At 41.6% G+C, this 25,383-nt stretch carries 16 protein-coding genes and 1 tRNA gene; 8 read left to right on the top strand and 9 right to left on the bottom strand.

Annotated elements, in window-relative coordinates; genetic code table 11:
• Positions 1-16: 16 nt before the first annotated feature.
• The 4 genes from V7K61_RS13495 to V7K61_RS13480 all read left to right on the top strand — a co-directional run bounded on the left by V7K61_RS13495 (position 17) and on the right by V7K61_RS13480 (position 7,475).
• Positions 17-691, top strand: a complete 675-nt coding sequence (locus V7K61_RS13495) for a response regulator transcription factor (RefSeq protein WP_094351405.1) — start codon at positions 17-19, stop codon at positions 689-691.
• 55 nt (positions 692-746) lie between these two features.
• Positions 747-959 carry a CopG family transcriptional regulator gene (locus V7K61_RS13490; protein WP_335053777.1) on the top strand — a complete coding sequence of 71 codons (213 nt, stop codon included), beginning with the start codon at positions 747-749 and terminating at the stop codon, positions 957-959.
• A gap of 282 nt (positions 960-1,241) precedes the next feature.
• Entirely contained in the window at positions 1,242-2,588 is a 1,347-nt protein-coding gene (locus tag V7K61_RS13485; protein WP_335053776.1) for a hypothetical protein, read from the top strand.
• Positions 2,589-2,795: 207 nt separating this feature from the next.
• Positions 2,796-7,475, top strand: coding sequence for a response regulator (locus V7K61_RS13480; RefSeq protein WP_335053775.1), 4,680 nt, complete (start codon positions 2,796-2,798; stop codon positions 7,473-7,475).
• A gap of 225 nt (positions 7,476-7,700) precedes the next feature.
• On the opposite strand, the gene V7K61_RS13475 is transcribed toward V7K61_RS13480, so the two are convergent.
• Positions 7,701-8,132 (bottom strand): ATP-binding protein, encoded by a 432-nt coding sequence (locus V7K61_RS13475; protein WP_335053774.1) that lies wholly within the window; start codon positions 8,130-8,132, stop codon positions 7,701-7,703.
• 154 nt (positions 8,133-8,286) lie between these two features.
• Between V7K61_RS13475 and V7K61_RS13470 the strand changes: the two genes are divergently transcribed.
• A complete protein-coding gene (locus V7K61_RS13470; protein WP_335053773.1) occupies positions 8,287-9,477 on the top strand; it encodes a SpoIIE family protein phosphatase in 1,191 nt (396 codons plus the stop codon).
• Positions 9,478-9,519: 42 nt separating this feature from the next.
• Here V7K61_RS13470 and V7K61_RS13465 read toward each other — a convergent pair whose 3' ends face one another.
• The 3 genes from V7K61_RS13465 to V7K61_RS13455 all read right to left on the bottom strand — a co-directional run bounded on the left by V7K61_RS13465 (position 9,520) and on the right by V7K61_RS13455 (position 15,723).
• Positions 9,520-9,846, bottom strand: coding sequence for an STAS domain-containing protein (locus V7K61_RS13465; protein ID WP_335053772.1), 327 nt, complete (start codon positions 9,844-9,846; stop codon positions 9,520-9,522).
• A gap of 355 nt (positions 9,847-10,201) precedes the next feature.
• On the bottom strand, positions 10,202-12,193 hold the full coding sequence (locus tag V7K61_RS13460) for a glycosyltransferase (RefSeq protein ID WP_335053771.1): 1,992 nt from the start codon (positions 12,191-12,193) through the stop codon (positions 10,202-10,204).
• Between the two features lie 701 nt (positions 12,194-12,894).
• Positions 12,895-15,723: a DUF3131 domain-containing protein gene (locus tag V7K61_RS13455; RefSeq protein ID WP_335053770.1), complete on the bottom strand. Its 2,829-nt coding sequence runs from the start codon at positions 15,721-15,723 to the stop codon at positions 12,895-12,897.
• 417 nt (positions 15,724-16,140) lie between these two features.
• On the opposite strand from V7K61_RS13455, the gene V7K61_RS13450 reads away from it, so the two are divergent.
• Complete coding sequence (locus V7K61_RS13450) at positions 16,141-17,451, top strand: hypothetical protein (RefSeq protein WP_335053769.1); 1,311 nt, start codon at positions 16,141-16,143, stop codon at positions 17,449-17,451.
• 30 nt (positions 17,452-17,481) lie between these two features.
• Here V7K61_RS13450 and V7K61_RS13445 read toward each other — a convergent pair whose 3' ends face one another.
• Positions 17,482-18,159 (bottom strand): S-layer homology domain-containing protein, encoded by a 678-nt coding sequence (locus V7K61_RS13445; protein WP_335053768.1) that lies wholly within the window; start codon positions 18,157-18,159, stop codon positions 17,482-17,484.
• A gap of 240 nt (positions 18,160-18,399) precedes the next feature.
• Between V7K61_RS13445 and rpiA the strand changes: the two genes are divergently transcribed.
• Entirely contained in the window at positions 18,400-19,110 is a 711-nt protein-coding gene (gene rpiA / locus V7K61_RS13440; RefSeq protein ID WP_335053767.1) for a ribose-5-phosphate isomerase RpiA, read from the top strand.
• Between the two features lie 321 nt (positions 19,111-19,431).
• Positions 19,432-21,063 (top strand): serine/threonine protein kinase, encoded by a 1,632-nt coding sequence (locus V7K61_RS13435; RefSeq protein ID WP_335053766.1) that lies wholly within the window; start codon positions 19,432-19,434, stop codon positions 21,061-21,063.
• A gap of 261 nt (positions 21,064-21,324) precedes the next feature.
• Here the strand turns inward: V7K61_RS13435 and V7K61_RS13430 are convergent, their stop codons facing one another.
• The 4 genes from V7K61_RS13430 to V7K61_RS13415 all read right to left on the bottom strand — a co-directional run bounded on the left by V7K61_RS13430 (position 21,325) and on the right by V7K61_RS13415 (position 25,347).
• Positions 21,325-22,503 (bottom strand): CapA family protein, encoded by a 1,179-nt coding sequence (locus tag V7K61_RS13430; RefSeq protein WP_335053765.1) that lies wholly within the window; start codon positions 22,501-22,503, stop codon positions 21,325-21,327.
• A 217-nt stretch (positions 22,504-22,720) separates the two neighbouring features.
• Positions 22,721-22,805 (bottom strand) — tRNA-Ser (locus tag V7K61_RS13425).
• 439 nt (positions 22,806-23,244) lie between these two features.
• Positions 23,245-23,580 carry an STAS domain-containing protein gene (locus V7K61_RS13420; RefSeq protein ID WP_335053764.1) on the bottom strand — a complete coding sequence of 112 codons (336 nt, stop codon included), beginning with the start codon at positions 23,578-23,580 and terminating at the stop codon, positions 23,245-23,247.
• A 321-nt stretch (positions 23,581-23,901) separates the two neighbouring features.
• A complete protein-coding gene (locus V7K61_RS13415) occupies positions 23,902-25,347 on the bottom strand; it encodes a PQQ-dependent sugar dehydrogenase (protein WP_335053763.1) in 1,446 nt (481 codons plus the stop codon).
• Between the last annotated feature and the right edge of the window lie 36 nt (positions 25,348-25,383).

The following is a 25,383-nucleotide window of genomic DNA, read 5'->3' as shown; positions in this document are numbered from 1 at the left end:
CTTTAGGAGCAAAAATATGACAGCACATATCCTTTTGGTGGAAGATGAAGTCAAACTGGCGCGATTTGTTGAATTAGAACTTAATAGCGAAGGATACCGGGTAAGTGTCGCCCATGATGGCATCGCGGGCTTGACTCTGGCGCGAGACTCATCACCAGATTTAGCGATTCTGGATTGGATGCTTCCAGGGTTGACAGGTTTGGAAATTTGTCGGCGTTTGCGAACAACAGGTAGTACAGTACCAGTGATTTTGTTGACAGCAAAAGATGAAGTGAGCGATCGCGTCGCCGGATTAGATGCAGGAGCCGATGATTATGTAGTTAAGCCCTTCAGCATTGAAGAACTATTAGCTAGAATTCGCGCTCATCTCCGGCGCACCCAAGAAACAGACGAGGATTTGTTGCAATTTGAAGATTTAAGCTTAAATAGGCGCACTCGTGAAGTATTTCGGGAAAAACGAAGCATTCAGTTAACAGCAAAAGAATTTGACTTATTAGAATATCTCCTTTCACATCCCCGTCAAGTATTTACTAGAGATCAAATTTTAGAGAAAGTTTGGGGTTACGATTTCATGGGTGATTCTAATATTATTGAAGTATATATTCGTTATTTGCGACTTAAGTTAGAAGAAAATAATGAAAAACGTTTGATTCATACAGTCCGTGGTGTAGGCTATGCACTACGGGAGTAATCGTAATAACGTGGTGAGAAGGAGAAAAACAACATATTCAAGATAAAAGAGAATTATGAAGAAAAAATGGGCTGTTAAACGACTGACAGTAAATCTCACAACCCAGGAAATGAAGAAACTTGAACAATACTGTACTCTCACAGGAAGACCAGCAACAGACGTAATTAGAGAATTGCTCCGAGGTCTTGAGGTTGACAATACTGAAAACTCTGAGATGGGAAAAGCAGACTCAACAATCACTGTTGGCAGTGGGTCAAAATCACAGTAAATATCGACTCGAATATAGCGTTTCCTAATCAGAATGAGGTACAACTTAACCTCACCCCCAACCCCTTGATAACAAGAGGGGTTGGGGGTGAGGTTTTAATATGTACTTCATGCACCTGGGAACTTCTATATCCCGCCAAATTAACGCTTTTACACCTTTTGCCTTTCCTGTGTCTTAACAAGCATCGATTATGGGCATCATAATCCCAGTCCGAATACATCAGCTAGCAGCCAGAAAACTATTTGGCAGCAAGTTTTTCATTTATAAATATAGTATCAACCGATGGTATATAGTTTTAGACCTTATCTCTTTGTTTCTCGGTATAGTTTGTACGCTGTATTTCTTTTGGGATGCCTACAGATTCAATTGGGAGTAATCTGTAGCGTAGGTATTTGGATATTATCAGAAGCTAAATTACAAGCAGCCCAAGCACATCAGACCTGGAAATCACCTTCAGAATTGACCAAGCAAGTCACCACAATAAATCCTGAGTCAGCAGAGCAATACTCAAAACCACTCCCCTATCGATTAAAATCAACACCTATTTTGCTGGCGGCACCCGAAAACTTCAATCCTGATTTGCGATTACCGCGATCGCTACCCGAACCACCGCAGAATTCTAGTCCACCATCGCTACCCGAACCGCAGCAGAATTCTAGCCCACCATCGCTACCCAAACCACCGCAGCAGAATTCTAGTCCACCAACAACTGCCACCGAAGCAAAAACGCCGGATGCAGTTTTGGAAAGTATTCATACAGACTATCACTATCAGACAGATAACTTTGGTCAAACTAATTTTTTCTTAGAACCAACAGTTCAGTTTCGATTGAGAAATGGCAATAAAATATTTTTCAAGACAGGTTTTAACTTCTTTGAGCAACGCGGCGTTGAATCAATTACTAATTTTCCTTTGCAAGTTGGATGGCAAGGAAAAATTGGACAAGTGACTCTACAAACAGCAGCCGGAGTCGATGTGTTCAATCGTTTACCTACAGCTATCAATCTCAATGTTAAGGTAGATGTTCCCATTTCGCCGCCGCGAGTTTCGTCATCAGGTCGATTGCTATCGGCAGTAATAATATCAGGTAATTTAGAACAAGAACCCTATAAATCCAATGCTCGAACTTTAGACAATCAAATTACTGCTTGGCGATTTGGGCCTGATTTATACTGGCAGATTGACCGTAATACCAGCTTGTTTTCGTCATTGCGTTTGGGTAATTACAACGATGGTAATTCTGAGGTGCAGTCTTTTAGTAGGTTAGAGCGCAAGTTCGGACAATTTTCTTTGGCAGCTAACTTATTCACTTGGAGTTACGATCGCGATTTAGAACGCACAAGCGGCTATTTTTCTCCACCAGATTTTCTAGTTTACAACGGTGAGGTAGCTTGGGAGGGAGATATTGCTCAATTCTTACGCTGTCGCCTTGCTGCCAACTTAGGACGGCAGCGACTTAAAGGAGAATTTGACAACGCCAATACCTATCAAACGCGCTGTACGGTAAAACTGTCGCCCAGTATAGAAGCAGACTTGAGCTATAGCTTTAGTAATATCCGCAATAAAGAAACCGACGGAAGCGCCTACGGTGGTAATTCCTTCACAGGACAGTTGCGGGTCAAGTTTTAACAAAAAAGAATTCAGGAGTCAGAATTCAGAAGTCAGAATGAATATAGAATCAAGCACTATATATTTTTGATTTTTTGATTTTTTGAAAATTATAAACTTTGACTATCAAAGTATTCTTAATTTTAACTTCTAACTTCTAACTCCTGGATTCTGAATTCTGAATTCTGAATTCTGTTTTTAAAATCCAAAATGGTATAAGGCTGGAGAATGAAAGCACCATTACCTGATAACGAAACACAGCGAATCGAATCTCTTTTGCAGTATAAAATACTCGATACTCCTTCAGAAGCAGCCTTTGATGACCTCACCCGTTTAGCCTCGTATATTTGTGGAACTCCCATTGCCTTAATCAGCTTAATTGATACTAATCGCCAGTGGTTCAAGTCAAAAGTTGGTTTGGATACCCTACAAACACCCCGCGATTTGGCATTCTGCGCCCATGCTATTCTGCAACCTGAAGTTTTTGTTGTGCCTGATGCAACAGTTGACGAAAGGTTTGCGACAAACCCCTTTGTCACCTCTGACCCAAATGTTCGGTTTTATGCTGGTATCCCGCTGACTAATCCTGAAGGATATGCGCTAGGAACACTTTGTGTAATTGACCATGTACCAAGAAACCTCTCTCCAGAACAACTTGAAGCATTACGAATTATTGGCCGCCAGGTAATTAAGCAACTAGAAATGCGCCGCAATTTAGCAAGTTTGGTATTGGCAAGTGATACACGCAAACAGTCCCAGAAGACACGCAAACAATTTTTTCAAAGGATAGCCGCAGGGTTTGGGTTAGCATCGGCAGTTTTAGTTTTGATTGGCGTGATTTCTTTTCAAAACACATACAGGTTGATTGATACGAATAATCAGGTACAACAAACCCAAGAGAAAATCAATAAACTAGAAGAATTACTGTCCGAGATGAAAGATGCTGAGACTGGACAACGCGGTTACATCCTCACTGGACAAGAAAGTTATCTAGAACCCTATCAAGCAGTAGTTGGAAACATCGATCGCAAAATTGTAGAACTGAAAGATTTAATCGCAGATCAACCTAACCAACAAAAGCAGTTCGTAACCCTTGAATCTCTGATAGCTGCAAAACTTGCCATACTCAAGCAGACTATATACCTGCGTCAAAATCAGGGATTTGAGGCGGCGTTGCAGGTAATCCAGACAAATCAAGGAAAACATCTCATGGATGATTTCCGCAAAATCATTAATGAGGTAGAGAATGACGATAGAGGGTTACTTCAACAGCAGTCACAAGCTGCAAAAGCCAGTGCTAACAACACAGTTTTGACACTGGCGATCGCTATTTGTTTAAGTTTTTTGATTCTGGCCATAGTCTACTACTTTATTTACCGTGAAGCAAAAGAGCGGAAATTAACAGAAGAAATACTGAATCAAGAACGCAATTTTATTTCAGCAGTCCTTAATACAACCAGCGCTTTGGTAATAGTTCTTGACCCGAAAGGGCAAATCGTTCGCTTCAATCAAGCTTGCGAACAAATTACTGGTTACTCATTTGATGAGGTGAAAGGGAGGCATTTCTGGAACCTGTTTCTACTTCCTGAACAGGTAGAGCCGGTTAAAGCAGTTTTTGAGCAGTTGCGATCTGGTGAAGCGCCCAAAGAATACGAAAACTATTGGGTAACTAAGGATGGCAGCCGACGGCTCATTTCTTGGACTAACACTACCTTGAAAGACTATGAGGGCTACGTTGAATACATTGTTGCTACAGGTATTGACATCAGCGATGTCTTTGAGGAACTTCGCTTACGCAAACGAACTGAACAGCATTTGAAAGCAGAGTATGCTACAACCCGTGTCTTGGCAGAGTCAACCACAATCAATGAAGCCATGCCCCAAATCTTGCAAGGAATCTGCGAAAGTTTGGGATGGGATTTAAGTGAATTTTGGATGGTAGATCGGCGAGCAAATCTACTGTATTTGCTAAATTCATGGTATAAAATCTCCTTCGAGATGCAAGAATTTGACATTCTCAGTCACCAGACCACGTTTGCACCAGGAATTGGGCTACCTGGTCGTGTCTGGGCTAGTCTTGAACCTGTTTGGATCGCTGATGTCGTTAAAGATCGGAGTTTTATCCGCTCTCAAATAGCTGCCGAAGCAGAACTACATGGAGCTTTCGGTTTTCCGATCCGTAGTGGTAAAACAATCATCGGTGTGATTACCTGCTTGAGCCATAAAATCCAGCAAGCTGACCCGAATTTGGCAAAAGTTATGAATTCTATTGGTGAGCAAGTAGGGCAGTTTATTGAGCGCAAGCAGGCAGAAGAACAACTCCAACGCCAAAACTTGCGATCGCAACTATTTACTGAAATCACCCTCAAGATTCGTCAGTCTTTGCAAATCAAAGAAATTCTCCAAATCACTGTCACTGAGGTACAAAAAATTCTCCATAGCGATCGAGTTTTGATTTATCAGCCTTTGGCAGATGGATCTGGAGCCACGGTAGTTGAGGCAGTCATTTCTGGCTGGCTGGCAATTAAAGAGAAAGAGCTAGTCGATACTTACTTTCAAGCCGAATATATCCAGCAGTATTATCTACAGCAGTACCGTCAAAAACCGGATCTGGGGCTTGCTGACTTGGATATAGCTGAAGTCCAAAAAAATCATCTCGAATTACTGCAACAATTTGGAGTCCAGTGTAATTTAGTCATACCGATTCTTGTCAAAGAAGAACTCTGCGGTTTACTTATTGTCCATCAGTGTGGCAGTTGCCGCCAATGGTCTAGCTTTGAAACTCATCTTTTACGGCAAATAGCTGACCAAGTAGGTATTGCCTTAGCCCAAGCCCAAATGTTAGATGCAGAAACTCAACAACGACGAGAACTTGAAATTGCGCGTCAGCAAGCGGAATTAGCTTCTCAAACCAAAAGTGCCTTTTTGGCCAACATGAGCCATGAAATTCGGACTCCCATGAATGCTGTGTTGGGGATGACAAGCTTAATGCTAGAAACTCCCCTAAATTCCGAACAGCGGGATTTTATGGAAACAATTCGCATTAGTGGCGATGCTCTCTTAAGCCTGATCAACGAAATTTTGGATTTGTCCAAACTAGAGGCTGGGGAAATGGCACTAGAAACTCTAGATTTTGACTTATCTACCTGTGTAGAAGAGGTGTTGGAATTATTAGCTCCCTCAGCCCATCATAAGGGATTAGAAATTGCAGGATTAATCTATAGCAACGTCCCCACCCGCCTCCAAGGCGATGCTGGCCGCCTGCGGCAAATTCTTATGAACCTGATTAGCAATGCAATCAAGTTCACCAGCAAGGGTGAGGTAGTATTACGAGCAGAATTGCGTTCGCTTTCCCTAACTACAGCCACTATCTATTTTGCGATCGCAGATACCGGTCTTGGCATTACCCCTGAAGATCAATCCAAACTCTTTAAGCCATTTACCCAAGTAGATGCTTCCACCACCCGTAAATATGGCGGCACAGGTTTGGGATTAGCCATCTGCAAGCAACTGGTAAGCTTGATGGGAGGAGAAATGGGCGTAGAAAGCCGCTTGGGGAAAGGATCTAAGTTTTGGTTTGAAGTAACTTTTGCCAAGAAAGTTGACCCTATTTCCTTAGAAGGCGAACGCGAACTTTTACTCAATCGGCGCTTGTTAGTGGTGGATGATAATGCTACAAATCGCAAAATCATCTACCATCAAGCTACCAGTTGGGGGATGCTGGTGGATCAGGCTGCTTCGGCTACTACTGCCCTCAAAGCTATTCAGGAAGCCGCCAAGCAAAAAAATTTCTATGACGTTGCTGTGATTGATATGCAGATGCCAGAAATAGATGGCATGACTTTAGGAGAAAAAATTAAGGCAAATTCTGCGATCGCCGGGCTACCTTTGATTATCCTTACCTCTACTAATCAACGCGATGAAATCCAGCGATCGCTAAAAATAGGATTTGCGGCTTATTTAGTCAAACCTGTTAAGCCTTCCCGACTCCTCGATACCATCATGACCATCTTAGGAATGCAGCCAGAAGAGGAGTCAGAAGTCAGAATTCAGAATTTAAAACTGAAAAATTCTGAAAACAACCGCAACTATTATTCTCCTAACTCCCACAAATTAAGAATTCTCTTAGCCGAAGATAATTTGGTGAATCAGAAAGTCGCTTTGAAGCAACTCAAAAGTCTGGGTTATAGCGCTGATGTCGCTGGTAATGGGAAAGAAGTTTTGCAGCTATTAGAAAAAATTCCCTACGATTTAATTCTGATGGATTGCCAAATGCCAGTTCTCGATGGTTTAGAAACCACAAAAGAAATTCATCGTTGGCAAGAAAGCAGCTTTGCTAGTGGTTATCGTCCTGTGGTAATTGCAATGACAGCTAATGCCATGAGACAAGACCAACAAATGTGTCTAGATGCCGGTATGGATGACTATTTGAGCAAGCCAGTAATAAAAGAAAAATTGGCGGGAGCGCTAGAACGTTGGGGAAATGCGATCTTCGAGGCAAAAGAAACAACTGCCACAGAGCAAACTACGACAGATGTCGGTACAGTTAACCTTCCAATTGATTGGGAACGTTTGCACCAACTCTCAGAAAACAACCCAGAATTTGAATTGGAACTACTGCAAATATTTGTTGAGGATATTCAACCTCGTCTAGAGTTAATTAAAATAGCGATCGCAGCTCATGACTTTGAGCAAATAGTACTCCAAGGTCATCAAATTAAAGGTTCTAGTGCCAATATGGGAGTTACAACCATGCATCTGGCAGCAGAAAAACTAGAACAATTAGCTTATAAGCAAGAGCGTCGAGGTTCTAATAACTTAATCGTAGAGTTAGAAGATTTTATTAAACGCATCCAAGAATTTTTAACAGAACAGAATTCAGGAGTCAGGAGTCAGAATTCAGTATGAATTCTGTACGACACAACGACCGGCTCAGTGCATCGCTGGCAGATGAATAAACGGGTTTAAGTCCCCCACAAAACAAGAAAAATTGGTGGTCAACAAGAAAGTTGCGGGTCTAAATCCCCAACTAATTGCATTCTGACTCCTGTTAGCGATAGCGGGGCGTTTAGCCCATTCTGACTCCTGAATTATTTTTTAAGCAGGAGTCAATAGTCAGTATCTCCCGACTTTCTACTCCGATCCTTTTTTGTAAGATTTACTCATAAATAAACAGTAACGATTATCTCCTGTCGGCTCATAGCTCAACTTGTCAGCAATGGCGGACATGATTTTTAAACCCCGCCCGCGCTCTCGATCGTTATCCTCAAATTCAGATGTTTGGTGCAATTTCTGTTCTAAGTTAAATGCTTTGCCTTGAGACCAAATGCGAATTTCGATGTATTCATCTAACCGCACAGCTTCCATCTCAATCGGAGTTTCAATAGGTAAATTTTTGTGGGCATGTTCAACAATGTTGGTAAAGCCTTCGATCATCAGCGTTTGACATTGCCACCAAATTTCTTTATCGGTAATAGGTGGTTGATTCATTTGCTCGAACCAAGATAAAACTTGAGGTGAAGCTGTCAGGTCTGTATTGACTTTGAGATAAATTTTATGATTCACTTCTTAACTAAGAAAATAAATTTTTTAAAATCATCATATTCGTTAATTAGTTTATTTAATTTGAGTACTTTTACTATACATGAAACGCTAAATTGCATATAACTTGAATTAAAGCAACTATTTATCGATCATTTTACTTAGAAAACTGTAATTTATGTTTAAAATTCTGGTTATTGATGATGACCCGACGGTGCGAGCAGTACTGAAAAGCACACTCCAAAGGCAGGGTTATGAGACTACTGTAGTCAGCAATGGCGAAGAAGGAATTAAACAAGCACAACTGCTACATCCGGCTCTGATTATCTGTGACTGGATGATGTCCCAGGTAGATGGGTTAGAAGTGTGTCGTCGAATTAGAACAGATCCAGAATTGGCAACTACTTTTTTTATTCTATTGACGGCTAGGGGAGCAGCTCGAGGAGAGGAGGAAGATAGAGTTAGGGGACTTGACGCTGGAGCGGATGAGTTTATCTCTAAACCGATAGAGATGAATGAATTGAAAGCACGCGTAAGAGCAGGACTAAGGTTACACCAGCTAAATCAGGATTTACAAAGTCAAAAGCAAGCTTTGGAGACGCTAAATCAGGATTTGCAAACTCAAAAGCAAATTTTGGAAGCAGAATTGTCTGAGGCCGCTGATTATGTGCGATCGCTTTTACCCTCACCGCTTGTAGGAGCAGTAACTACAGAAAATCTGTTTATTCCCTCAGCACAACTAGGGGGTGATTGCTTCGACCATTATTGGATTGACGAGGATCATTTGGCAATTTATTTGTTAGATGTATCAGGTCATGGGGTGGGTTCAGCCCTCCTATCGGTATCCGTACAGAATGTTTTGCGATCGCAATCTCTACCTAACACTAACTTTTGTCAACCAAGTGAAGTCCTAAAAGCTCTCAATCATGCCTTCCAAATGAGTAAGCACGGTGATAAATACTTTACAATCTGGTATGGAGTTTATCACCGCCTTAAACGTCAACTCATTTATGCCAATGCCGGACATCCACCAGCTTTACTGTTATCTAATACCTCCACTAACAACATCGAAGTTAAACAGCTAACTTCTTTAGATTTACCAATTGGCTTTTTACCTGAAGTTCAATTTGAGGATGCAGTTTTGGAAGTCGAAGAAAACAGCACTTTATACATCTTTAGTGATGGTGCTTATGAAATTAATCAGTCAGATGGTAAAATCTGGGGGATCGATGCTTTCATTGAATTACTAACCAAATATAGTCAAAAACATACTTGCAACCTCAATCAACTATTAGCAAAGATTCTCACCTTAAATGCTCAAGACAATCTTGATGATGACTTATCTTTAGTAAAAGTTAATTTTGGTTAGAATAGTCAAATATGCATAGTTAAGTTTGGATTGGATAATAGCTTATTGTGTTGCCAATATTTGGCGGCGAAATTCATCTTTATCAGCAAAGGTTTGAAAAATCCTATCCATTTTAGTCAGTTCAAACAACATCCTGACTTGATCGCTTATCGAACAAACAAACAGTTTAGCATTAGCAGTTCGTACCATTTGCATAGCTGATACTAAAGCACCTAAACCAGAGCTATCAATAAACTTGACTTCTTTCATGTCGATCAACAAAATATCGGCTCCGTTTGCTAGCATACCTCTAACTTCACGACGTAGTTCGTTACCTCTAATACCATCTAAAATTCCAGATACTTCTAGTACTTTTACACTCAAATTCATGGTTTTATTTCCCTATTGTGTATTTATGTATTTATATAGGACTCATATTTGATTTTTGAACAAAACTCAGTACACCTTTATTCCTTCTTCCCAGTCCCCAGTCCTTACCTCTACGAGTGATTCAGAAATCAAAGACGCTCGATAGCGCAGCGTTAGCGACGCAGGAGCGTCTGACTCGCTACCGGATTGCTATATTTTGGCATTAACTTCATGCAAACTGCAAGAGATAAAGTCTACAATTATTTTTGTTTTAATACTTGCTGATTACTATTATTTGCTATAGCACTAAAAAAGCTAGCGTCAACCCATTTCCGAGAAATTTAAAAAGCTTCAAAATAGCCATATTTTTGACCTTTTAAACATCTTTTGGAGGCTGCCAAACAGATGCGCGGATGATCGCCCACAAAAGTAATAAATTATAGATAGCCCATGCACCATTGAGTAGGTGAACATCAAGATTATTTAAATGACCAATTGCGAATTGGTAAAGGCTCCATAACATTCCCAAGATGGTAAGGATAAAAACAACCAACTGTGGCCAAACAAGCCGGAGATAAATCCCGGATTGGCGCTGCTTAGGTGTGACTTGGAAATTGAGTTTTTGTCCTGTTAAGACACTCCATACAGCTTGGATTAATAAGGGAAATAAAGCGATCGCATATTGTTCAGAACGCCATACTTCTCTAGCTGGAATGCCCCAAGTAGCTGTAAGGAAAGTCAGACGGTTAATAATAAAAGCTGGGAAAAAGTGTATGGCAAAGTCAGACCCATAGGTTTTAACTGGAACAATGTCCGTAAAAAAATAGATAATTGGACAAGAAATAAAAACCAAAGTTGCAAAACCAGAGAAATAACTATACATCGTCTTGAAATATTGCAACCTTTGCCAAAACGTTAGCCCTGATTTTGTCAGTGGATTTTCCCTCACTAGCACTTGGATAGTTCCTTGTGCCCAGCGTAGCCGCTGTTTAAGAGTAGAACTTAGATCGTCTGGGGCTAAACCTTCTGCCAAAAGTTCATTGTGATAAATAGATTTCCAGCCAGCACTATGCAGACGCATGGCTGTATTCATATCTTCTGTAATGCTATTACTGGATACACCACCAACTAAATCAAATTCATCTAAACGTTTTTCATCTTTGGCAAATTCATCAGCAAAATTTTGCAGTCCGACACTAACTAATGCTTCACGTCTGAGGATCGCATTTGTGCCCGTATAAAACGCGGCATTCATGCCATCTTTACCTTGTTGAAGTGGCCCATAAAATAAATTTGCTCGATGTCCAAAAGGATCGCCTGGAGGAATATTGTAAAAATCCTGGCGCGTCTGTACAAAAGCAATTTGATTCTGGTCGTATTTTCCGGTTGAAAGATTATAGGCGTAGAAATAAGGCAGAACTCGCTTGAGAAAATTTCGCTTGGGAATGTGGTCAGCATCTAGAGTAACAATAAAATTTCCTGAAGTTTCTCCAGAAAAAATTGCGTAATTGATGTTGCCTGCTTTGGCATGATGTGCTACACCAGGCGTCTTAGGACGAGCAATGTAGCGAAAACGAGTGAGTTCAACTAGTTCTAGTTCTTTTTTGTAAATAGCTTCTTCTAAATTTTTCCGTTCGGTAATTAGGCGATCGCGTAGCGTCTCCGCAGGAGAATCGCTAATACTTTGATGAGTCGCAGGTAGCCAAAGAATCAGCGATCGCAAACTTTGCACAAATCCAGCCGCAGGCTGATTCACCACTGATTCTGATGTTTGCAGCCATTGTTCGGCAGCTTGAGTCTTAGGTGTCAGATTTTCCAGTTGCTTTAAGCGTTCCAACAAACTATAGTGTTCTGCATCAATCCGTTCGGCTTCTAGCTGTAATTGTGCTGACTGCAAATCTTCAATACACAATCTTTCTGTCATCGCTCGCATATCAGCTGAGTTACCATCATCCAGCACATAAACGCGTAACTTGATTGGGGGATAATCCATTGCTAGGGCGGCTTTGGCAGTTTCTTCGACAATTTCCGGCGCCTCATTGTAGCAGGTTACAAACACATCTACTGTTGGCCAGTCGGCTCTGGGTATGGATGGGGTCATCTGGTCGAGAGACTTAATTTGTCTAACTAAAGGTCGCCACAACCCAATTACAAACATTACGCCACCGAAATAGCTGTAAATCTCTGCTATCAGCAAAGGAATAGATATCCAGAGGGCATCAAAATTGATCGAATGGGTGATGCGCCATTGCAAATACCAGATACCAAAAATTAAATTGATTTCTGCCAGATAACGAAATAACAGCGTTCTTTTTTTGAGTAATGAGCGGCTGTTCCCAGAAAAGTTTGTCAGAGAAACTGAAGTCATCTTAGTACCGATAGTTAATGTATCTGCATCCCCATCAAAATAAGTATTCCCTAGTTAAATTTGTGACTAACAACTTTTTGTTGACAAACCCAAAATTGGCGTTGCTGAATTGAGTTACGAATCTGGATGTAGAGATGTAGCACTGCTACGTCTCTACAAGGATTTTGGTATTACTAAGACTTATGCAAAACTACACACTGTAGGGGCAATTCTATGAATATTAGACCTCTTGCAAAAGTCCCTAACACCCCACCCCCAGCCCCTCCCCGCAGGCCTACCGTGTATACACAAGTCAAATTACCCCCCTTAATCCCCCCTTGGAAAGGGGGGAAAAAGAAATCAATCTAGTTCCCTCCCCTTTGCAAGGGGAGGGTTAGGGTGGGGTAAAACGGACACGAAAAACCAGGTGAGTAAACTATTTCAGGCTTGTGTATACACCGTAGCCCCGCAGGCGGGGTGGGGTTCTTTTTTTGATTTATGCAAGAAGTCTATTGGTGACAACGTTTTGCCCTCACCTCCAGCCCCTCTCCCATCCGTGAGAGGGGAGCTAGATATTCAATTCCCCTTCTCCCAAGGGAGAAGGGGTTAGGGGATGAGGGCGTGAGGGATTTGCAAAACGCCTGTCCGATATAGTTTTCGGCTTAAGTTGACACCAATGTTTTATGAATTGCCCCTATCTGAAAATCAGGATTTTGGTTATGTTATTTTGTGCCAGTTACTAGGTGAGTCTTTTCACTATCTGAAACCCAGTAACTTCCAGAACTATCAGAAGTTAACTTGGTTTGTTGTGTGGCAGTATTTGGTAGACCTCGCCCAGAATTTCCCTTGCTAACTGTCTGCCACCAAAGGGAGTTCATAGTGGTCGGACGAATTAAGGGTTGTCGATTTGTCACATTGTATAGCAAGGATTGCAAAATCATACTGTTGGTGCTGCTGGTGAAACCAACTGCTGTTTTGCCGGTGGTTTCATAGAAGCCCTCATAAAATCCAACTAATGGATTATATAAGTCAGTCGTTCCTTCCTGTAACTGTTGACTATACTTATTGTCTGGAAGCAGGGCATGATAGGCAAAAGCGACTGCTGTACTTACCAATCGCCCTTTTGGTACTGGTTGACCGTCATCTCCTAAAGCTACCCAAGACTCCCCTTGTCCAGTAATTGTACTGTGGACAGTGTAAGGTTTACGATCAATCAAGGTTGTTGCTGAGGCTGTGAGAGTGCCGGTGCGACGGTAACGTTCAGCTTGTGCTTGGAAAATTGGCTCAAAGAGCGATCGCATTTTTGGATCTAGTCCAAACTCCAATGCATAGAGTACAAAAGGATTACTAACTGTGTATTGGTTAACTTTAGAATTAGTATCTGTGCGATGGCGTTGAATTGGGACTTTCAATCCTTCCACTGAGGCAGTTTGATATTCACCCCCAACAGCAGAACGATCGAGATTAAACCCCCATAATTGAAAAGCACGAGCGGCATATTCCTCATAACCCAAGCGGATTTCGGGGTTAACGCGGGTGAGATATCGCCCATCTTCCTCTTTGGTAACGGTGGCACTAGAAAGAATACCTTCACGCACCACACGCAAGTATGACCAATCCAGGACAATTTTATCTACAGCAGCCGTGTATTCTGGATGACAGCTTTTTAAGTTGTAAAGCGCTGCCAGCATTCTACCTAAATCTAAAGCTGACCAGCCGTTGCCTTCGGGAACTGGATTTCCACCATAATCGACTGGTTGGAGCGATCGCGTATCATAACTCCGACTCGGCAATTCACCAGCAAATAACGGTAACTTTGTCAAGGCTCCTAATAGATGGCGGGTACGCTGGTCAAATTCTTTGGGGGTAATTGTATCGAGCGATCGCGCTGCATGGAGTGCTGCGAGATAATCTCCCAATCCCCAGAGGGTTGCACCTTTGAAATCACTGCGATCGTCTATCAGCCCACTCTTGGGGTGATAATTTGCTTGGAAGTATCGCCAAGCCGCCTCTGCATAGCGCCGTTCAACAGGCGTTAGTGGCCGATCTAGTTTCAGGTTAGATGATGGCTGGGGACTATCCACTGGTGGAATTGGTGCAACAGCTACTTCTGTAGGTTTAGAAGTTGCGATCGGAGTCGTAACAGTAGAATTCGGTTGATTTGCAGGTGTTGCGATCGGAGTCGTAACAGTAGAATTCGATTGATTTGCAGGGGTTGCTGAAGAAGTATTCTCACTAGGCTTGCTAGTAGACACACTCGCAGAAGTGGAAGCAATTAAAGGGTGATTTCCCCTAGATTTGTAGTATAAAATCTCCAAAATTAACCCATTAGTATTACCAGTCAAAGCTTTGTTGGGTTGTTTTGATTCTTCATAGATGCCAGCATAGTAACCGCTATCATCAGGACTGCGAAGATCCTTGACTGCATCAAAAACTTTTTGGGCATAAGCATTATCTGGAAACAGATAGCGCCAGCCAAAAGCAGCTTTTGTACTGAGGCTGCGAAACTGTGGATAAGGTTGATTGGTATCGGTAATAGTTGCCCAATTTGTACCGTTGGCGTAAACGGTGTTGTAGAGAAAATAAGGTGCTTGGTCGATATTATCTTCTGTCACCGCAGTTAACTGACCTGTGGTATCAAAACGCCGTTTTTGTACGTCTAGAACCTTAGCAGCAAAATCAGCTAACTCACCCTGCAAGCCAAATTCAATCCCATCAAGGATATAAGACTCACTCACAACATAATTATTAGCGTTGGTGGTTTGAAAGTCACGCGTATCAACGGGAATTTGCACACCATTAACTTCGACCAATTTAAACGGTTCTAAAGCAATAGCCTTGGATGCAGAAAAACCCCAAAGTTGATAACCCCTAGCGGCGTATTCTTCGTAGCCGAGTCGTCCTTCTTGCACTAGTAAGGTTTTGTTGTCAGGGAGAACAGTAGCACCATAAAGTTGTTCATCTTTGAGCGATCGCGCCACCTGCCACTTCGCTATAATTCCTTTGAGCCAGTCATTATATTGAGGATGGCAGGTACGGATGACATCAAACGCAGCCATTATTCGCCCAACATCCAAAGCAGACCAGCCAAGACCACGCTCTAGCGGATTGTTACCATAATCAACCATCTGTGCAGTGGCTGCGTTATAGACTTTATTTGGTAAGGCATCTTCAAATAACTTCAGACTGCTAAGAGTCGTCAAAAACTTATTGAGGCGGGAATCAAAGTCTGCTTGATCGGTAAGATTCAACCATCGTGCAGCATTCAATGCCATCAGGTAGTTACCCATATCCCAGAGTGTACCTGAAGGATAACCCCCAGTAGAATTGGTAAATCCCGTTGCTGGCTGATAATTTTTGACAAAATACTGCCAAGACGCACGAGCATAAGTTTGTTCTTCAGATGTAAGCGGGGTTGTAATATTGCTACAGCTATTAGAATTTTGGGATAAGACTGGTGTCGGAATGTAAAACAAAAATTGCAAAAATGTTCCAATTAAGAACAATGCAATCCATCTCAACAGCTTTGGTTGAGGGGGTTTGTATATCATAATTTAAAGAAGAAGTTAGGAGCGTCATAGCCCGTCTGTACAGTTATAATTCATAAATCAAGTTTTATCCGGTATAAAAAACAGACTTGGCGATCGCTTTAGTCAATAGCGGTCAACCATTTTCACCGCAGAGATGCCACTTCTACTAATCTGTCGGCTAGTCCTGTAGAAAATGGAAACTGGAGCGATCGCAGCTAAGATACTCAAAATTAATTTTTAAACTAAACCGTTTAGTTTAAATAGTGATTAGTAAATTTTTGACTTACTTGTAACTAATAATTTCTTGAGAAGTTAGGATGAAATCACAATCGAACTTTAGTTGAGACGTTTCCTTTCCCAGGCAATAAAAGCATCAAACAGCAATGCCTCTTCCGTCGAATTCTACCAATTTATAGTAAATCTCACTTAGCAAATCCCATGCCACATCGTCATTATCCTCCCGCCTACTTACGCTATCTCAAAGCCAGGTTATGGAATCTAGGGCGGCCTGGTTTTTGGGGAACTGCGATTTTTTTATCTGTAGTTGGGCTAGCAACCTGGCAATACTGGTCAAACCCAGATATTTTCGTTTATAAGCAAAAAAAACCAGTCGTTTTACAAAAGTCTGCTGATTCCTCACTGTCAGAAGAAAACAAAGCTATTGCAGCAGATATTGATAACCTGCCAGTTTTATTTAATGACTTTGACCAAGCAACTCTCTCATTAAACGCAAATGCGCCTGAAGAAAAGACTGACGCAAAAAAGAGCAAAGGCTTATTAGATGATGCAATTAACAAACAAAAGTCTGCTAATACCAAATTAAATCCTGGTTTAGGTGTTAACGGCGACACCTCCCCAGCCGCGAAAAATCCCTTTGTCCAACAAACAGACAATTTATTGCGTACTGGAACAGTTGATAGTAGTAACCCGTTTCTAGGTCTTAAAACCTTAAATACGGCGTCTGAACCAACAGGGGCAGACCAAACATCTTCTAGCCTGGGTGTTGGATTCACTAATCAAACCAATAAGAATCAAAATTCTCTCTCTATCAACCCTTTGCAAGCAGCGCTTAATCAATCGACAAACCAGAAATTGTCTAGCTTCAATGGTACCACTCCAACTCAGACAAATGCTTTAGGGCAAGTCCCCGCTCCAGGAACAACCCTAATGCCACCCATCAATAGCTTAACCAGTCAGAATTCTCTACCAAACACAGGCTTAACTCCTGGGACAGGCAACACGTCAACGGGTACGAACTTCCCACAAAATCCCTACAGTAATTTAAATAACGGTCAAGTAGTGCCTAATAATGGGTTAACTACGGGTACGAACTTACCGCAAAATCCTTACACTTATTTAAATAACGGTCAAGTAGTGCCTAATGTAACACCAAATAATACTGTACCTTACTCTAGCCAGAGTCCGAGTCAAAGTGTTGTCACACCCACAAACCCCGTGGGATATGGGAATTATGGCTTGCAGCAACCAACGCAACCACCACAAACTAATTATGGGAATTATAGCTTGCAGCAACCGATGCAACCACCACAAATTAATTATGGGAATAATGGCTTGCAGCAACCGACTCAACTACCACAATCTAATTATGGGAATTATGGCTTGCAGCAACCGACCCAACTACCACAAACTAATTATGGGAATAATGTGTTGCAACAGCCAACACAGTCTAATTCCGTATATCTTCTTCGCCAACTTCGAGACAAGTATAAAAATCCGGGTCAAAACTGATTTTAAGCACGTTGGCTCGATCAAGTCTAGTTAAGGTGATTGTGGGCTATTTGGAATCACCGGAACTTCTGGTGTTTCGGGTTGTTGCTGTTGTCGTTGCAAATATTTACTCAATACATAAGCCATATCCCCACGAGTTACGGGTTTTAATGGGGAAATATTGCCTTGAGCATCTGTATTCAGAAATCCCTCAGTAGCTACTGTAGCGATCGCTTTTCTAGCCCAAGTTGGGATAGACTTTTCATCTGGATGTGAAGCCAGAATCTCATTTACAGCGGTATCGGGAAATTGAAATACACCATAAGCCTGGGCGAAAATAGCCAGAGCTTCTGCCCTTGTCACCTTTTGATTAGGGAAGAATTCATTACCCCGATAGCCTTTCATGATGTCAGTTTTTAAGACTGTCTGTATATCATTAAATGCCCAATAAGAACGAGGAACATCTGGAATCGCTAAATTTTCTTTGGTAACAGCTTCTCTTTTATCTAACCGAAATGTCTTTACCATAATCGACGCTAATTCTGCCCGACTCAGTAACCTTTCTGGATAAAACTTACCATCGGGAAAGTTTGTCATCCATTTGACAGCAGTTACTTGTTGAATGGAATCAGCTGGTATTCCAGAATTAGATTCTGGTACTTGAGCAATTGCTGGCAAGCTTTGTAGTACTGCCATTAAGGAGAGAGTAATTGAAAGCTGACGTATCATGATAACTACTTTTAGCTGCTAACGTGAATTAAAAAACTACGTTACTGAGGTTAACGCAAAATTTAGTCTCAGTTAATGACGAATTTCGGCTAGGCAATGTTGCTGCCGTTACGTAGTGCGTTAGCTGGTTTTGATCGTCAAGGGAGTAGAAATCAGCAAAAACTTGTTTTTTCCCTTTGATGTTTTGGCGTTATCTGCCCACTACTATGGACTATAGTCAGTTTTTCAGGAGTTTTGGGAATGACAGCAGCAGCAGATCCCGTAAAGTTGATGAAGCAAGAAGTTGGCAAAGCCGCCGCCGCCCTAGTCAAGTCGGGTTCCATTGTCGGGTTGGGTACGGGGTCAACTACAGCATATACGATTCAGTTTTTGGGCGATCGCCTCAAGTCTGGTGAACTCAAAGATATCATTGGTATACCTACCTCGTTTCAGTCAGAAGTGCTAGCGAAGCAGTACGGTGTCCCTCTCGCCACCTTGGATGCAATTGACCACATCGATATTGCCATTGATGGCGCAGATGAAGTCGATCCGCAGAAGAATTTGATTAAAGGCGGTGGTGCAGCACATACCCGCGAAAAAGTTGTAGACTACCTAGCAGAACAGTTCATCGTCGTGGTAGACAGTGGCAAGTTAGTAGAGCGTTTAGGTTCTACTTTCGCTGTACCCGTGGAAGTGATCCCAATGGCAATTACTCCTGTAACCAATGCCATCAAAAAACTCGGTGGCAAACCAGAACTCCGCATGGGTGTAAAAAAAGCTGGGCCAGTAATTACTGATCAAGGCAACTTTGTCTTAGATGTCAGATTTGACTCTATTGAAGATCCAGCCGGACTAGAAAAGACATTGAATAACATTCCCGGCGTTCTGGAAAATGGTATTTTTGTTAACTGTGTCGATTTAGTTTTAATTGGCGAAGTCAAAGATGGTCAGCCATTAGTGCGGCAACTGTAAGAATTTTGGATTTTAGATTTTGGATTTTAGATGTCTCTAAAATCCAAAATTAAGCAATGTTACTTTTTATAAAACCTAAAAAATAGCTTTAGCCCGTCTTCCGCTTTAGGCTTGCTGCACTCCCGCGTTATCATCTGAGAAAGATAAAACTGTTGCGATCGTGGGGAGGTCTTTCTTACTTCAAGAATTCCAATAACTAAATCATCCCGTAAGATAGACAGGCAAGAACCCTGCCCGATAAAAATATGGGAAAATTTTTGGGAAATCCCTCAAAACTCAGGACTCGCTACTTATCTGCTCACTCAGGACTCAGGACTCTTTATGTTAGCAGGCACAATTTTGCAGGATGGAAAATATACCCTAATTCAAGAAATAGGGCGGGGTGGCTTTGGCATTACCTTTAAAGCTACGCATCACTACTTGGGTCAGGAGGTGGTGATGAAAACCATCAATGAACGGCTGCGACAACATCCTGATTTTGCCAAATTCGAGCGCCAATTCCAAGATGAAGCCAGACGATTAGCTACGTGTATTCACCCAAATATAGTCCGAGTTAGTGACTTTTTTGTGGAAGCTGGACTGCCTTACATGGTGATGGAATACATTCCTGGCGAAACTTTGGGAGACGCATTTGTATTACCAGGGATAACTCTGCCAGAAGCCACAGCAATTCATTACATCCGGCAAATTGGGGCAGCGTTGCAGGTAGTACACAACAACGGTTTGTTACACCGCGATGTCAAACCAGATAATATTATTCTTCGGCAAGGAACACAGGAAGTAATACTAATAGATTTTGGCATTGCCAGGGAATTTAATGGCGGTGTCAGGCAGACCCATACAGGTTTGGTTTCTGAGGGTTATTCTCCCATTGAGCAGTATATGACGCAAGCGGCGCGTACACCCGCCACGGATGTTTATGGTTTAGCAGCGACTTTGTATGCACTGTTGACAGCCCAAGTTCCCATGCCAGCATTATTGCGCGATCGCGAACAAATGCCTTCCCCCCGCGAACTGCAACCACACTTGAGTGCTGCTGTCAACCAGGCGGTAATGCGCGGTATGGCAGTAGAGTCTCGTTTTCGGCCAGCGACAGTTGCTGAGTGGCTGCAATTGCTACCTGGAAATGAGGTGAATGGGACATCGCAAGTTTTACCCACTTACGCAGTGCCAACTGTCAATTTATCTGCCCAGCAAGCAGCAACTGTCATTGGAAAAACAGCCCAAAATTCTATTCATAGACCATCTGTGTTGGCGCAGCCCAACCCAGGTATGGCTAAGGAAACTGTACTGGCTAAAAATCTGGGGTCATCTAAAGTATTTATTGGTATGGGTGTAGCCTTAGTTGCTGCTACGGCAGGTTTTGGGATAGCGAGTTTATTACCCAAATCTCAGCAGCAGCCGACTGCCAAGCCACTTGTTGAAAAGCCAACTCAAGAATCAGGCGCGAAAGCACCTAATTTTGATAGTACATCTTCACCCAGAGGTGAAGAGACTAACACTACCTCAAGAACCGAAACAGCACCTGGCTCTAATTCTAAGCAGCGTCGCCGCAATCGTCGTTCTTCTCAAGAAGAATCTACCAGCAGCCCTACAAGAGAATCACAACGCGGTGATTCCGAACAATCTACACCTTCACCTAGCGTTTCCCCCACACCCTCGTTAGTGGAGAAACTAAGGGCAATCCGCTCATCTCGAAAAGCTTCCCCCGCCCCTGCACCATTGCCATTCCCACAAAATAACTTACCCGCTTCTAGTCAAAATCCTGCCTCCCCTCAACCCGTAAGTCCATCAAAACCTCTACTTATACCACCAGCACCACCAGCAGAATCCAAACAATCAGATCCTTCTGCTGTGGTAGTACCAACACTGGAAAAGCAAAATTCACCGACTAATAGTCAACCCCAGAATATTCAGAAGTTCGAGGAAAAGCCACAAGATGACAATAACTAGTACCGCAAGGCGGAATTCAAAATTCAAAATGACGCTCTCTACGAGACGCTAAAAGCGTAGCTTGCTTCCCCGTAGGGGTACGCGGACTCGCTAACGCTGCGCTAACAAAATTCAAAATTAATACAGCGTAAGCGTTTCATTGGTTTGGAATGGGTGGTTTATTTCCGCCGTGTTGTACTAGTCAATTTTGGATTTTGGTAAAGCAGCGCGATGAGTCCTATTAACTAATTACGAATTACGAATTACGAATTACGAATTATTTTAGGAAGGATTAAGTTTATTCTGTACAACAACTTCCCCCTTCTTATTAATCTTCACCGGATTCTTGGGAAAAGCTTGATTATTCAAATAACGCATAAGTTTTACAGTTTGAAAACTCCGATCGATATGAGGAATTCCCTGCCGATCCATCCGAACGGGAATAATTTTACTTGAAACCAAATCTCCTGTTGAGTTGAGTTTGACTTCTAAAATCATTGAGTCACCTGTTTGGGCATTTGTAGATAAAGTCCGATATCCCAAAAAGTTTCCTAAAGAATAGGCAATGATTTTTCCCTGATAAATTTCCATCGCTCTGGGAACGTGAGGCCCATGTCCTAGCACTAAGTCTGCTCCGGCGTCAATCATGTTTCGAGCAAACGCGATCGCATTACCTCGGTTTTCTCCATAAAAAAACTCTGTTTGATTCTTAACGTGTAGTGCCCCCGTTCCTTCCGCTCCAGCGTGCATCGATACTACTACAATATTGGCTTTATTTTTGGCTTCTGCCACGAGTGCTTTAGCCGCTCCTAAATTATGGATGGAATTATACATTTCATAAGGAGAAAATCCGATCATTGCCACAGGGATATTGTTAGCTTCCAAATAAAGAATTTGATTTTTATGACCTAATGTTGCAATGCCCACAGCCTGAAGATTTTTCATTGTATCTTTGAACCCTACCGGGCCAAAGTCCATTGCATGGTTATTTGCCATATTGAACACATTAAAACCAGCCTCAGCAAATAGCCGAGCATATCCAGGTGGAGAACGAAAGGCAAAGACTTGTCCTCGACTAATATCTTTAGCAGTATAGGGATAATTAGTTAGGCTACTTTCAAAATTCCCAAACAAGATATCAGATCCTTGCAAGTGAGTTCTCACTGACTTTGGTAATAATTGATCTCGAAAACGGGGTAATCTATGGTTAGGGAAATTAGTGCCGGGAATAATATCTCCAACAGCTTTGATGGTGATAGTATCTGGAAAGGTTTGTTGTTGTGTTTTTGATGGTGTAACAGGAATAACTAATGGAAATTGCACAGCCTTAGTAGGCATAGTAGCAGCGTTTAATCGCTGTGATTGACCAAGCCGGATAATGACTCCTATACTAATACCCAGATATAAAGAAATGCTGATTAGACTAAATGAGAATACTCGCCCCAAGCTGCGATCTACCATCGTTCACTCCTCACACGATGGCATTAGTTTATCCCAAAAATCTGTAAAATCTGTATTAGCGGTGTATATTTTAGTGGTTTTGGCAAATATTTGACTACGTAAATATGAAGCGATAATCCTATCTAACTTGCAAATAAACAGACAAATTCCTCAAGAGCCTTGCTAAAGGTAGGCAAATTTCCGCCACATGGTAGTAAATTTTCAGTAATCTTTTGAACGGAGAGGGGGGGATTCGAACCCCCGTTGGGTTTCCCCAAAACGCATTTCGAGTGCGTCACCATGAACCGCTCGGACACCTCTCCAACTATTTATTCAGACATTTGAGTATATATTCTACATTCAAATGCTGTAAATTTAGGGAAATCTTGCTGAATTCCCTATACTACTATAGCATTATCGCTTTTTTTGCGTAATGCAATCCTCCAAAAACACCAACGGCAAATTAAGGTCTGTAGACATCGAAAAAGACATCACAAGATTCATCTTACTTACATTAGCATGGCTTAAAAATAACAGTCCTCGTATTATTCTGTGAAATATTTTTTAACTCTTTTGTTAAGAAAGATGTGACTAATGCATAGATCCTGAAACTAAAAATCCCACCTTTTCATAGGTGGGATGAGTTAAGTATTGAATTGGTTACAGGGACAGGCAGAGCAAAAATCTTAAATCTCTACTGTACTTAGATATTTAGTAACTTGTTTTTTTCAGTATCAGTACAGACAACAAAAATCCCACTAATTAGAATGATTGAAGTGCTTCTGTTTCACTGTCATAAGTCTCAAAAACCGTTATGAGTTGGGTTATCGTCAGAATATCATTAACTTTCGGGGGAAGATTTGTTAATTTAAGTTTCCCACCCTGGTTATTTGTTGTAGTATAACCTGATACTAACTCACCTATTCCCGAAGAGTCGATTGTAGTCACTCCGCTTAAATTGAGCAAAATATTTCTAGCACCATCTGCAAGTGCGCTGCTGATAGATTCGCGAAGGGTTAAATCACCTTGGCCAATTGTCACTTTGCCTTTTACATCTAAAATAGTCACGTCTTTCACAGTTCTTGTTTCTATTGACATAGTTATGCTTCGTTAATAGTGTTGGTTTTACAAGAACTTATCACGGCTGAAAAATTGTTACAAGGACAGTTAAGACAGATAAGACACTTAAGGAAAAAAGATAAATAAGTTTAGAAAAATTAGATTCTCGCAATCTATTTTCGTTTGGCGTTGTCTATGCTGTCATATCATCTCCGGCTTAATACTTATGTCATTGCTAGCGGAGCGTAGCAATCCCAAACCTTTGCGATTGCTTCATTCCACTTCGTTGCATTCGCAATGACATATCGTAAGGGATTTACCGAACTTGATATCACCCGTTGGGCGAATGTCGAATTTACTTTACTTGGTAGGCATAGAGACTTCCCAAATTCCTTGATTTCCGCCATATTCTAGAACATAAATCTTATTGCTAATAATCTCAGCATCAATGGGATTACTAAAACCTCTGACAAGGCGCGTAGCGTTAAGTTTATACTTGGTATTTCCTACTTTAGTTAACTTTAAATGCAGTAGGTCTTGGCTAGCATCTTTAAAAGGGCCTACTAGTGTTTCGCCAGTGGGATCGCCTGCTGTCCAACTCAACATAAATCCATCTCTGTTGAATTCTGGAATCATTACTCCTTGTGTATCAAAAACTAATCCTAAAGGAGAACGGTGTGTTGTAAAAGTGCTAAAAGGTTGCCCAAGAACACTGGCATCTTTGATTTTTCCATCTACAGGATCGCGGTAATTATCTGCGTCCGGCCCAAGATTAGGAATTGGTTCAATCAAATTTCCAGTAGGCCGAATAGGAAAGGTTGGATCGTTACGATAGTAGCCCCTTTGGATGGCGTTAAATTGAGGGCTTAACAATCGGTCAGTGGCAGGATTATAATTGGGAAATTGTTGTGGATTGTCTGTCCCCCCAATACGCCAAGGAAAGCCGTAATTACCACCTAAACGTAGCCAATTTAATTCTTCTGACATATCGCGATCTGGCCCATTTTCTGTGCCAAATAAATCACCATTGGGTGCAAAAGCCATATCGAAAGTATTACGTGTTCCTTCTGCAAAAATATAGCCAGATGTCTTTAAAGTTGCTCGATTGTTTGCCAGAAAGAGATTGTTACCATTACTAGGAAGACGGAGTATACAGGCGGTTAATCCGACTTCGCGAGTATTGGGATATAGACCATCAACAGACTGAACCTCACCATGATCGGTACGAGAACCGCTATTCACATAGATAAAGTTACCGTCCAGGCTAACAACTACGCCGTTGAAGCGATGGTCATAAGCTGTTTTGCTTTTGGGATAGGCTGCACTCTTAGCTAAGATAGACCAGATACGCTGTTTTGTACTCGAATTAATTACACCTTTAACAATAATAGCTTGAGTTTGGTTATTCACAAGGTCTGCATTGCCAACTAAATAAATTGTGCCGTTAGGGCCAATGGCCATACCTTGAGTTTCACTTATATTATGATTACTAGAGTTGTACACAAGGGTTTTAGTAGAGGAGGCTAAATTGACTTGATAAATCTCACCATTTCGTTTGAGGTAATAGAGAGTATTGTTTCGTGGATCTTTTACAATCCGCACAGAGGGAGAGACTGAGAGTGTATTAATAATATTGCGAACCTTGATATCAGGACGCAGGGCTTGAGGTACAACACTTACTCCAGTAGTGCTATGATTTAAGAAAACTATCGTAAATAATAGTGTTATTGTAAATAACAGCGCTTTAACAGCAAAGTTCCTGAAAAATCTGCGTTTAACTTGGTTAAATGATTTAGTGTTATTCATGATTTTCTTGATAAAATAGTCAGTTAGTTTTGTTGT

Origin of the sequence: Nostoc sp., assembly GCF_036918015.1 — a bacterium.
GTDB lineage: Bacteria > Cyanobacteriota > Cyanobacteriia > Cyanobacteriales > Nostocaceae > Nostoc.
Note: the sequence above shows the minus strand (reverse complement) of the source record. Positions and strands in the feature narration are given on the sequence as shown.